Below are 14,127 nucleotides of genomic sequence, written 5' to 3' on the forward strand. Positions count from 1 at the left end.
TAAGATTAAACACCAAAAAGTGGGAAATACCAAGGTCAATTATAACTATTTAATTCTGTAATAACACACAAAACCAATAATTATATTGCGCAGCCAGTATTTAAAAAACTACATCTTTCATTTTCAACCTTACAAAGGTCTTGTATATTAAAAAACTGTTTAAATTTCAGTAAGCGTTTTACTCCGTCACCCTGAATTTTTCAGTAGCAGTTATTGTTGCTTTTGTCTTCAAGAGGACTACGTCGTTTAGTTCAGGGTCTTTCAAGATAGATTCTGAAACAAGTTCAGAAGGACAATCATTTTTGACAAAATTTAAACCGTTTCTAAAAAGTATTTATAACCTGAGTTAGTATTTTGTATAAAAAATACTTTTGGGCTTTAGAACAACCACCCAATCCTTTGAAGGCATGAAGCCTGCCTGACGGAGACAGGCAATCTTTATCGCTAGTAGACATGGCAAGACAATTCTTTTTCAGCTGCAGCGGGGCTTCTTTCTTTTTGGCATCAAAAGTGCCAGCTCGCAATTTTTCTTTTTAAGGCAATCGGGTGGAGACCACCAAACTAACAGTTCTGGCTGATAAAATCTGAATAAACTAGAAGCCTAATCAACCTCTAGTTATCCGTATTTCTTTTCTTATCGCCGTCGAAGATTTGTTGCATCAATTTACCCCATGCAAAAGGGTTTAACAAAGGATTAGTTTGAACCATGTTCTTATTAATCATTCTGTCGAAATTGTAGCGGTAGTTTTGGCTACCAATTTCCTGCCCATCACGAGGCAGGGTTTGAATTAAACCATCAATAGATGACCTTGAAAGGTTCTTTTTGGCAATAGCCATATCATCATCCGCGAGTTTCATTGTTAAAAACTCACGGGTAAACTCTTCTGTAGTTGCCCAAGGAAAAACCCTTACCGAAGGTAAATTAATTACTTCAGCCTTTAGTTTTACCATGATCGTATACTTACTATCAGGCTGACTTTGCGGGATTACTGTAGAAAATTTTTTGTAACCAATTGCGGTAAATAAAATGGTATCACCTGGGTTTACAATAAAAGTAAAATAGCCACGATAATCTGCAGCAACTCTTTTACTTTTAGCCGAAAGGTTGGTAATGGTTACGTAAGGAATTACGTTTGTACTATCAATATCCGTAATAATACCCGAAAACTGGATAAGTTTATCCTGAACTGGCTTTTGTTGTGCAAAAGCAGTTACCGAAAAAATAAGCAAAAGAAGGGTAATACAATATCTCATTAATACAAAAGTAATTTTATTACTTAAAACTGCCTGTTAAATATTGTTAAAGCTAATCTTGTTCAGCCATGTTGACAGCTACAACCGAGGTAATTTCAGGAACAGCTTTCATAATAGCCTGTTCAATACCTGATTTCATGGTCATAAAGCTCATTTTGCAAGAACCGCAATTACCCAAAAGTTTTAGTTTTACTACATTATCTGATGTAATTTCCTCAACAGAAACATCCCCACCATCAGCAATTAAATATGGTCTTATGGTTTCTAATGCCTGTTCTACCTGCTCTGTTAAATTCATTATATGTTTTTTAAAGTATAAAAATAGTAATTTTTTAGCAATTAGCCGGCAGTGCGTTGTTTATAGATATCTGCTGTGCTATTTTGCCTGCAATATCTCCAAATACAGCATCCAGCAAAGGATTTTGATTCAAAGCCACTGGTTTACCGCTATCGCCTGCTTCTGCAATGCTTTGTATAATCGGAATTTCACCTAAAAAAGGAACATCAAAATACTCGGCAAGTTTCCTTCCGCCACCGTTTCCAAAGATGTAATATTTATTATCCGGCAATTCTGCTGGGGTAAAATAAGACATATTTTCTATTACGCCCAAAACCGGAATGTTTATTCCTGGCATTTTAAACATCGCCAATCCTTTTTTCGTATCAGCCAAAGCCACTTGTTGTGGCGTAGTAACTACCACTGCGCCAGCAATTGGAAAACTTTGGGTAATGGTAATGTGAATATCGCCCGTTCCCGGTGGAAGATCAACAATTAGATAATCTAATTCTCCCCAGTTGGTATCATTAAATAATTGTTTAATCGCATTTGATGCCATTGGCCCACGCCATGGCACAGGTTGATCTGGATCTGCAAAGAAACCTAATGACAATAACTTTATACCGTATTTTTCAATAGGCAAAATCTTGGTTTTACCATCAGCCGTTTCAACAGCGCCCGGTTTTGCGTTAACCAAATCGAACATAGTTGGTACGGATGGACCATAAATATCTGCATCAATTAAGCCAACTTTAGCACCATCTTTTGCCAAAACAACAGCCAAATTACTCGCTACAGTTGATTTACCTACGCCACCCTTGCCAGATGAAACTAAAATAATATTCTTTATGTTATCCAAAGAAGAAGAACTGATAGATTGAGTAACCCTCGAAGTAACCTTAATTGAAACTTCAGCATCTGCCAAAACAAAATGCTTAATGGCATTGGTGCAGGCATTCGTCAACATATCCTTCATTGGGCATGCTGGCGTGGTTAATTCAAGTGTAAAACTAATCTGTTTATCAACGATATGTAAATCCTTAATCATGTTTAAGGTAACCAAATCTTTTTTCAGATCAGGATCTTCAACATTTTTAAGGGCATCTAAAACTTGCTGTGAGCTAATTTGCATTGTATAAATTTAAATTCAAAATTAACAAAACATAGCCATATATACTTTTATTTAGGGTTTTTAACTGTAATTTTAACACGAAATAAACATTTAATTGTTACGTTTAAGCAATTAACCATTTTTACGACTATATGCGGATACCAAAAATTAACATTCCTAAAAAATATTTAAAAATCGGGGCCTGGGTTTTGGGTGTTTTTTTAATTGTTTGCATGGCTTTAGGGGCGGTTGCTTATAGTAAAAGAGAGGCGTTACTAAAAAAAATGATGGCGAAAGCCATTGCAAAGGCTGATAAAGATTATGGCCTGGATATTAAAATCGGTTCTGCTGGCTTCACGGGGTTAAGTACCGTAAAAATGACTCAAATAACAGTTGTTCCGAAGGATCGTGATACACTATCTCACATTAGTGAACTGAGCGTTGGCGTTAAATTATTCCCACTTATTTTTGGCAATGTTAAACTATCCGAAGTAAAATTAAATGATGGTTTTGTAAGCATTGTACTTAAAGACTCCACAACCAATATAGATTTTCTACTCAAAAGAAAAAAGAAAGACAATACTGAAAACAAAGGAAAAGCAGATTTATCTGAAATTGCCAGCAACATATTAAACCAGGTTTTATACAAAATTCCTGACGATATGGATATGAAAAACATGGTTTTTAGGGTTAATGATAATGATACTGCTAAACTTTCTTTTGCTACTACCGCAACAATTGATGGCGGCGATTTAAAATCAAGCATCAACGTTAACAATGGCGAAGCAACCTGGCATGTAGATGGACTGGTAAAACCGGGCAAAAAGAAATTGAGCTTTAGGGCTTATGCTGACGGCAAAAAATTAGAATTGCCTTATTTAAATAATAAACTGCATGCTAAATTAAGCTTTGATACACTGCAAACCGAATTAAAAGATGCAGGTTATAGTGGTGATGATTTTAAAATTTCTGGTTCATGGTCTGTTAAAAATATGCTGATTAACCAGCCCAGAATTGCCAGCAATGATATTATTGTACAAAGCGCTAAACTTGATGCAGATGTATTAGTTGGTAAAAATTATGTGGCTTTGGATAGCACTTCGACTGCCTTTTTAAAAAATGCATCCATCCATCCTTATGTAAAATATACGCTAAGCCCTAATAAAATTTATGAACTGAAATTAAAGGCAGAGGAGCAAGATGCGCAATCTGTTTTTGATGCTTTTCCGCAAGGTTTATTCGAATCTTTGGACGGTTTAAAAGTTAAGGGCAAAATTAAATATAACTTAAACTTTTATTTAGATAGCAAAACGCCAGATAGTGTTCGCTTTAATTCTACATTAACACCGGTGGATTTCAAAATTTTGCAGTGGGGTAAAACAAATCTGCAAAAAATTAACAACACATTTGTATACACACCTTATGAGTATGGCAAACCTATGCGTGATATCACCATTGGCCCGCCAAATCCTAACTTTACACCACTTACCTCTATTTCTTCAAACTTTAAAAATGCGGTATTAACGGCCGAAGATCCTTCCTTTTTTACACACAATGGTTTTGTTGAAGAATCTATCCGAAAATCAATTGCGGTTAATTATAAAGAGAAAAAATTTAAGCGTGGCGGAAGTACTATTAGCATGCAATTGGTTAAAAACGTCTATTTAAGTCGTCAAAAAACACTTGCCCGTAAAGCGGAAGAGATTTTAATTGTTTGGCTAATAGAACACAATCACTTGGTAAGTAAACAGAGAATGCTTGAGGTTTACTTCAACATTATGGAACTTGGTCAAAATATTTATGGTATTGGCGAGGCTTCAAGATATTATTTTGGTAAACAGCCTGCGGATTTAACCATTGGCGAAGGAATATTTTTGGCTAACATTGTACCTAAACCAAAGGCTGCCATGTACAAATTTGGTGGCGATGGGGGATTAAAGCCATACTTATTTAACTATTTCAGGTACATGGGTAATATTATGGCCAGAAGAGGTTTAACTCCTGCAGATACTTCTGGTTATGGTTTTTACAATGTTAGATTGCGTGAGGGATTGCGCAAATATTTAACACCTGATACCGTTGCTATTGATACCAATGCCTTTGATGAGGATGGCGATACACCACCGGTAATTATGCAGGATCATAACAAAAATCTTTTTGATCGTATTTTTGGTGGTGGCTCTAAAAAGGATACTGTGACTAAACAAATCAATAATCCGGCAGATACCACCAAAACTAAAAAACAATTAAGACAGGAGCGGAGAGAGCAACGAAGGAGAGAGCGTGAACAACAAAATGGTGGTTAGTTTACTCGCCTTTTATAAATTATTAAACATTTAAACAAACCATGCATAAGATTCAGGTAGAGGATAAAGAATTTGAGATATTTTTAGAAAATGATAATCTGAATAAGCGTATCAGGTTGCTGGGCATTCAGATGAATGTAGATTATGAAGGCAAATGTCCTTTATTTATTGGCGTTTTAAACGGAAGCTTTCTGTTTATGGCCGATTTAATTAAAGAAATTAGTGGCGCTTGTGAAATCGCCTTTATGCGTGTAGCTTCTTATGAGGGAACGGAAAGTAGTGGAACTGTAAAAGAGCTGATCGGCTTACCAAATGATATTGAAGGCCGAGATATTGTAATTGTAGAAGATATTGTAGATACTGGGCTTACTTTAACCCATATTTTAAAAACCATTAAGGCTAAAAATCCTGCATCTGTAAAAGTATGCTCGCTTTTGCTAAAACCAGCTTCATTAAAACATAAAATAGAAGAACTTGAATACATCGGTTTCGAAATTCCGAATGAATTTGTGGTAGGTTATGGCTTGGATTATAATGGACTTGGCAGAAATTTAACTGACATTTACAGAGCCACGTCTTAAAAATTAAAAATATAATTTATCTGAAAAAAGCGCCCCAATAGCTGATAGCTTGAATTTGCCTCAGTATATGCTGATAGATAATTTGTGCGATAAGATTTTATATTAGCCAGGTTAATTGCTGAGAACGTTAGCTCTTGCCTGGCTTTTGCAAACTTCCAATTTAAATTGGCATCCAAAAATAAATAGTTCGAAGCATTGCTGCTTGTACTTTTATAAAATTGATGCTCAACATTCACTTTAAAAATTACGGGTTTTACAGGCAATAAAACCAATTCCATTTTCTGATTTATAAATGTGTTCATCTGCGCTACTAAATCAAGTGGCGTTGTTTTAGATCTTGTAGGAACATAAGATGCTCCGTATTTAATGTAAAACCAATTATTAAACTTGGTATCTGTGCCTAAACCATAAGTATATACCGTTGTTTTGTATGGTAAAAGTTGCGCATTAAGCACCTGATTACTATAAAATTGCTGCAAAGCAAAATTTGCTTTTAGCGTTGTTTTTAGCTCGAAAATGTATTTATTAGAGTTTCCAATTAACAATAAATTCCTATTGTAATTAATTAACGGAAGCTGCAGTGTTGTTTGATTGAAATTATTAAAATTGATTTGACTTATAGCGTTATTTTCTTTTATACTATACAAACCAAAAACATTAAAAGAGAAAAGACTTATGCTTTTGCTAAAGTTGTAACCTATAGAAAAATTGTGGGTATTGGTTTGAGATAGAAAATTAGCACTGTAAGCATTAAGGGTTCTGTAATTTGATAATATATAGCCCTGATACTGCGTATTGGCATCTCCAAAATCTTTTTTATACTGATATTGGGCTGTCACTCTGTTTTCTCTTCCCTGATTAATTTTAAGGGCTATTTTAGGCTCAAAAGCAAACTTATTATAATCGTGATTACTTTCGTACAAATTATCATTAAAAATAAAATCATTATAATTAACAGGTAGCGCCAGTGATATTTTTACTTTTTCATTTACATAACTAAACGAAGGATTAAATTGAAGCTTATTATATTTCCACTTTAAATTATTCCCCAACTGATTTGAAGAAATATTATTTATGTCCGAATTAATTTCCTTTTCATCATAAGTATGAGAAACTTTATACTCTTGAAAAATTTTGCCACTTGATACTTTTATAGATAGGCTATTATTTATAAATAATTGAGGCGTTTTAATGTGCTGTAATTCATATCCGTTAAAAACAGAAGGAGTTAAATTTAAATTTTGATCATTATTTGATTTACTAATGAAAGAGAAAAATTCTAATGCCTTATCATTTTGAATGGGTTTAATATATTTTGCCTCATTGTAAAACTCGTATGGCTTTATGTTTAAAGCTTGATTTATTGGGTTAGCATTTATCGAAACAAAAGCATTGGTATTTGAGGTTTCATTTTTAAAAACCAAGGTATTACTAAAATAGTACTCCTTTTTATTAATGGTTAAATCGCCTCTAAGCTCAAACCTTTGCGGATTATTGTTTTGGTTCTGATCTTCATAATAGCGAATTGTATCATTCAGAATAATTTGTTGCGTTAATCTGGAGAAAGCACTTTTCTGCATATCTCTAAAATAATGACCAGAAAGTTTTAACTGAACATCATTATTAAGCTTAAACAATTGATTGCTTGTGGCAAGAAACGCCTTGTTAAATAAATATTTGTTTGAGTTTAAATTGGGTGAAGTAATTGTATTTAAATCAATTGTTGGATAGTTTGTATTTCGACCTAAATCTGCATTTTTTTCGGTAAAATTTTGTGCAGTAATTTCTTTGGATAGATCGTAACCATCACTATTGTATTTAATTAAATTTAGAGTTTTATAGCCTTTTTTTAAACTCATTAAATTTGTTTCTTCCTTAAAATGCTCATTTGATCCCAGTCCTAAATTAGCCAAACCTGTAATTTTAATTCTTGCTTTTGGATTTAAAACGAGGTTTAAAGAAACATTATCGCTTGGCGAAATTTTATTAAGCGCTTTTATAGGTTGATGGTTTTCGAAAACTTGCAGTGTATCTACTATCCCTGAAGGAATTGTCTTAGTGCCTAAAGTGTATTTATCATCTAATAGATTATCGCCATCAATAAAAAAACTGGTAATTGATTTACCGTTGTAGCTTATTTTTCCTGCTTCTGTAATTTCAATTCCTGGGATTTTTTTTAAAACGTCTTCCACAACCCGATCTTGAGGAACTTTGTAAAAGGAAAGATCAAAATTGGTTGTATCGCCACGTTTTTGAATAGGAGCTGGCTTACTTTTAACTAAAACTTCGTTTAAAATAAAACTGGAAGCTTTTAGTATAACATTGTACGTTTTTTGTGCTGCCGTTATTATTATTACTTTTTTCTCAAAACCTACAGATGTAAATTGCAGCTGTAAACCCACCACATTGCTGTTTTCTTGCTGTTTAAAGGTGTATTGCCCTTCTTTATTACTTTGAGTATATTTTACAATTACACCATTATTAAGCAGCGCAACATTGGCAAAAGCTATGGGTTTGCTTAATGAATCTGTAACCATTCCATGATATAATCTTGACAAAAGCCCCATGAAATATTAAACAAACTAAATAATAAAAAGAAAAGACTCTTTTTTTGGCGCATTAAGGCTTTAACTCAATAGGGTTATTTTCCGTTTTCTTTGCGTTCTTAAATAAATCGGGGTTATTTGGTGAAAGCCTTACCCCATTAACTTCATTTTGAGCGAAAAAAGCATTAGGATCATTTCTCAACAAATCAATTAATCTGCTATAATCTGCTTGCGTGGCAACTATCGCAGCGGCTGGAATAGTTATAGTTTCAATGGTTTTCGCTTGTTTTAATCCATCAAACATAAACTCTACTTCATGTTTATCATCATACGCTTGTAGAATTAAGCCTGGCAACCCACACAATTTCCAAGGCCCAGTGTTATAAGGTAAATCTGGAGCAAACCAGGCTGTATAGTTTCTGCCTTTAAAAACAGCCTCTGCCTTTTGGCATTTAATTCCTGATAAAGTAAGTGTATCAGTTTTAATTTTCCATTCTATATTAGGATAAGCTTCATTAATGGCATAGGTTTTAATAAGCTTTTCTAAAACAACTATTTTTTTATCGGCAGCATAATTAAAAATCTGTGTACCTATGGTTTTTTTGCGGTTGGCTGTATTGATTACGTAACCGCCTTTGCCATCATCCTGCACAGATGTATTTTTTATAGAATCATTTACTATCTTATCATAACTTTTATAAACAGAAATATTTTTGCCTGCCCATAAAACCATTCTTTCTTTGTATAAATTCGATTTATCCAATGTATCCTTTAAATGGTTAAACTTATAAAAAACAGTTATTAAAGCCTGCTCTCCCTTTTGCGCTTTTACATGGAAAAAAAGAAAACCAGCGATTACAACAAAAAAATATCTTTTCATTACAAGATGAGTATTTACTTATTAATTATTAATAAAGTTATAGCTTTTAAACCTAACCCTTATAAATTAGGTAATTAAACCTTATAAGCAATTGTTAGTTAATTAACCGCAAATGGCATTATCATACATATCACTTAGCACTTCAAATGCTTCTTGTCTTTCTTTGGGTGTTCCCCCTTCACTACACATTGTTTCAAAAAACGTTCCGCAACTGGCATTAATTTGCACAGGGTAGCAATCCATTCTTTTCTTTACCGTTGTCTTTTTAATGGTTTTGACCTTTTTATATTTAATAGAATTTTTTGTGGTTTTACTTTCTTTACTAAAACCTGCAAAAGATATGGCGATGAGAGCCATTAAGATTAGTAGTTTTTTCATAATTGAGTTTTTAGGATTTTGGTTGCTTATAAGGTCTACTCAAACTTACATAAAGTAAGGCTTATCTCATAATTTTTAATGGGATATTCAGTAAGGTAATTAAAAATTAGAGAGAATAATAAAAACCTTTGTTAAGCTTAATATACAGTTTAATTTATTTTTCGCACCTTTGCTCAACAATCAAATAACACAATGACTATACACAAAGAAGGTTATACAACTATAGCTTTAAGCATATTATTTATTTTTATCATTAACGCATTTGTTGATTACAAATATTATGATGTAACGTGGTTACGCTGGTTTGTTTATATTTTTTCAGCAGCATTGTTCATAATTGTTTTACAGTTTTTCCGTAATCCGAACAGGAGTTTTTCTTCTGGCGAAAACTTGGTAATTTGCCCCGCGGATGGGAAAGTAGTTGTAATAGAGGAAACTGAAGAAGGTGAATATTTTAAAGATAAACGTTTACAAGTTTCAATTTTCATGTCGCCAGTAAATGTTCACATTAACCGTAATCCAATTTCTGGAGTGGTTAAATTTTTCAAATATCACCCAGGTAAATATTTAGCAGCCTGGAATCCTAAATCTTCTACAGAGAATGAACGTACAACAACCGTGGTAGAGCACAAAAACGGAACTCCTGTATTATTCCGTCAAATTGCTGGTGCTTTGGCCCGTCGTATTGTATGGTATGTAAAAGAAGGCGATCAGGTGGTACAAACAGAACAATTCGGTTTTATTAAATTTGGATCAAGAGTTGATGTTTTCCTTCCCATTGGAACTAAAGTAAATGTTGCGCTTAACGATGTAGTTAAAGGTGGGATAACCACTTTAGCAGAATTAAGCTAACAACGGCATATAATTAAATAAAAAAGCGATTTGGACTATCCAAATCGCTTTTTTTATGCCTAATTAATGTCTATTTATTAATCTGTAGCATCATTTCCAGGTGCCTTATCAGCTACAGGAGCAGATTTATCACTGATTAATCTTTGCGTTGGGTAAGCAAAATCAGATTTATTGGTCATTACAATTTCCATAATCTTAAAATTGATCTCCTGTTTTATTGCCAGATAATCATTATAAGCTGTAATTGAAACAAAGTAAATCACTTCAATATTTAACGATGAATCACCAAAACCCTCAAAATAAGCATTACCATCGTCGCTTGTATCTGGATGTTGCCTAATGTAAGTTTTTATTTCATCCACAATTCTCTTAATGGTTGGTGCATCTGTTTCATAAGTAATGCCGAAAGAAAACTTAACCCTTCTAAAGTTTCTTAAACTCATATTCTCCAAAACGCCATCAATCATTCCTTTATTAGGGATAGTTGCCATTGTTTTCTCTGTAGTACGAATTAAAGTGCTTCTAAACCCAACTTTTTCTACTGTACCTTCTACACCATCAACTTTTACTAAATCGCCTACGGTAAAAGGTTTATCTAAAAAGATAGTAAATGAACCAATTAAATTTTCAAGGCTTTCTTTGGCTGCAAGTGCAATAGCGATACCGCCAATTCCTAAACCGGTAATTAGCGTAAGCACGTTTACCTCAAAAACAAATCCTAAAAGGGTAAAAAAGCCTATAAATACAACAATTGTTTTAAACAGTTCTTTTAAAAAAGGAACCAATTGGTCATCAGCTTTGCTTTCTGTTAAGGATGCTCTATATAAAAGAACGTGCGATATAAAGTCTATAATCCTCAGGATAATCCAGAAAATGGATAAGATAATCAGAAATAGAAAAATCCGATCAATACAATCTCCTAATGAAACTGGAATTTGCTCTTTTACTTTTCCAACAAGCTTGCTGTAATGAAATACCGTTACTTCAAGCGGGTGCCTAAGTTGGTTTATAGAAAGGTAAAGGGTAGAAAACAGGATAAAAACCTCAATAGGCTTTAACAATAACGAAACGAAAGTATCATCATGTCCTTGCTGAGAAAAGCTTTTAAAAAGCTTAAAAAGGAGCTTACTTAAAAGTTTAGAAACTATTCTTCTAAATATAAGTCCGAGCAGCAATATAGTGCCAAAAAGAAAATACGCCCTAATACTATTCCCCCAAAAAACCTGGTTGAAAAATTCAGAATTCATCATGGCGACAAATATATAAACAAAAAAACCTCCACGAGTAATCGTGAAGGTTATATCTTTTTATAAAGAATATTATTTTCTTAAAGATTTGATACGAGCTGCTTTACCAGTTAATGCACGTAAGTAGAATAATTTCGCTCTACGAACTTTACCATAACTGTTAACTTCTACTTTCTCGATGTTAGGAGAACTGAAAGGGAAGATACGCTCTACTCCAATACCGTTACTCATTTTACGAACCGTAAAAGTTTCGTTAGCACCTGCGCTGTTACGTTGTATAACAACACCCTGGTAAATTTGAACACGTTCTTTATTACCTTCGCGAATTTTATAGTGTACGCTCACTGTATCGCCAGACTTGAACGCAGGAAAATCTTTTTTCGCGATGGCCTGCTCTTCAACAAATTTTACTAAATCCATGATTTTAAGCTATTAAACCGATATTCTTTACCTTGAAAATCGGATTGCAATATTAGGGAAAATTTTTGATATAAAAAAGTCTAATTTAATTTTTTCCACAATCTTTATGAATTCCACATTCGATTATGTTAATTGCTTCTATTTCAAAAGGTCAGGACGACGTTTCTGAGTGCGCTCCAGAGCCTGTTCGTGGCGCCACTCGTTCACTTTTGCTTCGTGACCGCTTAATAAAATATCGGGCACTTTATGTCCTCGCCAATCTGCAGGTCTTGTATAAACCGGAGCATCTAGCAAATCGCCTTGAAAACTATCTGATAGGGCTGAGGTTTCGTCATTTAAAACACCAGGGATTAAACGCACCACAGCATCAACCACAATTGCAGCAGGCAGTTCTCCTCCACTTAAAACATAATCGCCAACAGATATTTCGCGGGTAACAAAAATATCGCGTATGCGCTGATCTATGCCCTTATAGTGCCCACACAAAATAATGATGTTCTTTTTAATGGATAGCTCGTTAGCGGTGCTTTGGTTAAGCGTAACGCCATCAGGACTCATGAATATAATCTCATCATAAGTACGTTCTGCCTGCAATTTTTCAATACAGGCTGCAAATGGCTCAATGCTCATTACCATACCACTACCGCCACCGTATTGATAATCATCTACACTTTTTTGTTTATTTGTTGCATAATCTCGGAGGTTGTGAACAACAATTTCGGCAATACCCTTTGTTTGTGCTCTTTGTAAAATAGAGTGGGCAAAAGGACTATCAAGCAAAGCGGGTAAAACCGTTATAATATCGAAACGCATAAAGTTAAAATTTTGAAATAAGAGAATAAATGGGCTTATTTTTCAAGATATATATCAAGCAGACCTTCGGGTAAATCAAGCGTTAATATTTTTTCTTCGTCATCAATTTCTACAATAAAATCTTCATTAAGCGGAAAAAGGATTTCGGTTTCCTTATATAAAACGGTTGCTACAAACTGTTGTGGGTATTCGTTTACCTCTATAATTTCTCCAAGCTCACCTAATGTTTCATCTGTAGCTAAAAAACCTTTCAAATCTGTGTAGAAAAACTCGTCTTCATCACGCTCTGGCATTTGCGCTAAAGGCAAATAAAGTTTCTTTTTTAAAAGCGGTTGCACTTTATCGATATGATCTGCGTCATCAAAATTAAAATATCCTGTTTTATTTGCTTGCAGTTTTGCCGATGCAACAAAATAAGGAACAAGTTTACCATTCATATCTGCATAAATAATATCAAATTCCAGCTGCTCGTACTCATCAAATTCAAAAAATACCTGAACTTCTCCCTTTAAACCTCTGGTTTTTGTAACGTAACCTATGTAAAATGCTTCTTCGTGTTTCATACATCACTGCCTTATGTTCCTCATTACGAATATGATTTTTAACTGATGTCGCAATCTGTTTGTTTGAACAAATTAGATTGCTTTGTGCTTCGTAATAACGGTACTGAATAAAATTTTCTTTTAAATAGAAATAGCGTTCCGAAAAGTCGGAACGCTATTTTCTGTGCAACAAAATAATTTAAATTATTCTGCGCCTTCTTCTTTAGTAGCTTCTGCTGCAGGAGCTTCTTCAGTAGCCTCAGCCTCAACAGCTGGTGCTTCTTCAGTAGCTTCTTCTTCAACAACTTCTTCTGCAACTGGTGCATTTTTAGCTGCGATTGCTGCTGCTCTATCTTCTTTTTTCTTAGCTTCTGCTGCTAATGCTGCTTTACGAGTTTCAGCTTTTGAGCTTGCTAAACCTTCTGTTTTACCAGAGATTTTACCAGCTTTAGCGTCTAACCACTCCGCAAATTTAGCATCTGCTTGTTCTTGAGTTAAAGCTCCTTTTTTAACACCACCTTCTAAGTGTTTTTTGTATAAAACACCTTTGTAAGAAAGGATAGCACGAGCGGTATCAGTTGGCTCAGCACCACTGTTAACCCAAGCTAAAGTTTTTTCGAAATTAATTTCGATGGTTGCAGGATTGGTGTTTGGGTTGTATGAACCTAAACGCTCAATAAATTTACCATCACGTGGAGAGCGAGAATCTGCTACCACAACGTGGAAAAAAGGTTTCCCTTTTTTACCGAATCTTTGCAATCTGATTTTAGTTGCCATTTTTCAATTGTATTTATGTATTCAACATAGTTCCCGGAGCTTCGTGCTGCGGGCTGCAAAGATAACTAAAATACTGTAAATTAAAAACATAGTTTAATTTCTTTGTTTTAGAGATATTTACGCTAAAATATTTGCTGATACAA

General features: G+C 34.1%; 14 protein-coding genes. 3 read left to right on the forward strand and 11 right to left on the reverse strand.

From position 1 onward, the window contains the following. Positions 1-612: 612 nt before the first annotated feature. From EHC72_RS13195 to EHC72_RS13205, 3 genes are read right to left on the reverse strand one after another with little or no spacing between them, the layout of a single operon-like run. Complete coding sequence (locus EHC72_RS13195; RefSeq protein WP_131538181.1) at positions 613-1,254, reverse strand: peptidase associated/transthyretin-like domain-containing protein; 642 nt, start codon at positions 1,252-1,254, stop codon at positions 613-615. 52 nt (positions 1,255-1,306) lie between these two features. Then, a complete protein-coding gene (locus tag EHC72_RS13200; RefSeq protein ID WP_131538182.1) occupies positions 1,307-1,552 on the reverse strand; it encodes a NifU family protein in 246 nt (81 codons plus the stop codon). Between the two features lie 34 nt (positions 1,553-1,586). Then, on the reverse strand, positions 1,587-2,663 hold the full coding sequence (locus EHC72_RS13205) for an Mrp/NBP35 family ATP-binding protein (protein ID WP_131538183.1): 1,077 nt from the start codon (positions 2,661-2,663) through the stop codon (positions 1,587-1,589). 131 nt (positions 2,664-2,794) lie between these two features. Between EHC72_RS13205 and EHC72_RS13210 the strand changes: the two genes are divergently transcribed. Together EHC72_RS13210 and hpt are read left to right on the forward strand one after the other, a co-directional pair. Beyond that, complete coding sequence (locus tag EHC72_RS13210) at positions 2,795-4,948, forward strand: transglycosylase domain-containing protein (RefSeq protein WP_131538184.1); 2,154 nt, start codon at positions 2,795-2,797, stop codon at positions 4,946-4,948. 41 nt (positions 4,949-4,989) lie between these two features. Then, positions 4,990-5,529 carry a hypoxanthine phosphoribosyltransferase gene (hpt, locus tag EHC72_RS13215; protein ID WP_131538185.1) on the forward strand — a complete coding sequence of 180 codons (540 nt, stop codon included), beginning with the start codon at positions 4,990-4,992 and terminating at the stop codon, positions 5,527-5,529. Here hpt and EHC72_RS13220 read toward each other — a convergent pair. The 3 genes from EHC72_RS13220 to EHC72_RS13230 all read right to left on the reverse strand — a co-directional run bounded on the left by EHC72_RS13220 (position 5,526) and on the right by EHC72_RS13230 (position 9,333). Next, complete coding sequence (locus tag EHC72_RS13220; RefSeq protein WP_165585825.1) at positions 5,526-8,087, reverse strand: carboxypeptidase-like regulatory domain-containing protein; 2,562 nt, start codon at positions 8,085-8,087, stop codon at positions 5,526-5,528. The two genes, hpt and EHC72_RS13220, sit on opposite strands and share 4 nt — an antisense overlap. A gap of 61 nt (positions 8,088-8,148) precedes the next feature. After that, positions 8,149-8,955 carry a GLPGLI family protein gene (locus tag EHC72_RS13225; RefSeq protein WP_131538187.1) on the reverse strand — a complete coding sequence of 269 codons (807 nt, stop codon included), beginning with the start codon at positions 8,953-8,955 and terminating at the stop codon, positions 8,149-8,151. A 102-nt stretch (positions 8,956-9,057) separates the two neighbouring features. Further along, the gene (locus EHC72_RS13230) at positions 9,058-9,333 is read right to left on the reverse strand and encodes a hypothetical protein (protein ID WP_131538188.1); all 276 of its coding nucleotides are present in this window, start codon (positions 9,331-9,333) and stop codon (positions 9,058-9,060) included. A gap of 192 nt (positions 9,334-9,525) precedes the next feature. Between EHC72_RS13230 and EHC72_RS13235 the strand changes: the two genes are divergently transcribed. Beyond that, complete coding sequence (locus tag EHC72_RS13235; RefSeq protein WP_131538189.1) at positions 9,526-10,185, forward strand: phosphatidylserine decarboxylase family protein; 660 nt, start codon at positions 9,526-9,528, stop codon at positions 10,183-10,185. A gap of 77 nt (positions 10,186-10,262) precedes the next feature. On the opposite strand, the gene EHC72_RS13240 is transcribed toward EHC72_RS13235, so the two are convergent. The 5 genes from EHC72_RS13240 to EHC72_RS13260 form a co-directional block, all read right to left on the reverse strand. Beyond that, on the reverse strand, positions 10,263-11,435 hold the full coding sequence (locus EHC72_RS13240) for a mechanosensitive ion channel family protein (protein ID WP_131538190.1): 1,173 nt from the start codon (positions 11,433-11,435) through the stop codon (positions 10,263-10,265). Positions 11,436-11,504: 69 nt separating this feature from the next. After that, entirely contained in the window at positions 11,505-11,852 is a 348-nt protein-coding gene (gene rplS, locus EHC72_RS13245) for a 50S ribosomal protein L19 (RefSeq protein ID WP_131538191.1), read from the reverse strand. Between the two features lie 138 nt (positions 11,853-11,990). Next, positions 11,991-12,665, reverse strand: coding sequence for a tRNA (guanosine(37)-N1)-methyltransferase TrmD (trmD, locus tag EHC72_RS13250; protein WP_131538192.1), 675 nt, complete (start codon positions 12,663-12,665; stop codon positions 11,991-11,993). A 35-nt stretch (positions 12,666-12,700) separates the two neighbouring features. After that, positions 12,701-13,228, reverse strand: a complete 528-nt coding sequence (gene rimM / locus EHC72_RS13255; RefSeq protein ID WP_131538193.1) for a ribosome maturation factor RimM — start codon at positions 13,226-13,228, stop codon at positions 12,701-12,703. Positions 13,229-13,411: 183 nt separating this feature from the next. Continuing rightward, positions 13,412-13,984: a 30S ribosomal protein S16 gene (locus EHC72_RS13260; RefSeq protein ID WP_131538194.1), complete on the reverse strand. Its 573-nt coding sequence runs from the start codon at positions 13,982-13,984 to the stop codon at positions 13,412-13,414. Positions 13,985-14,127: the final 143 nt, after the last annotated feature.

Origin of the sequence: Pedobacter nototheniae, from assembly GCF_004335085.1 — a bacterium.
GTDB classification, from domain to species: Bacteria; Bacteroidota; Bacteroidia; order Sphingobacteriales; family Sphingobacteriaceae; genus Pedobacter; species Pedobacter nototheniae.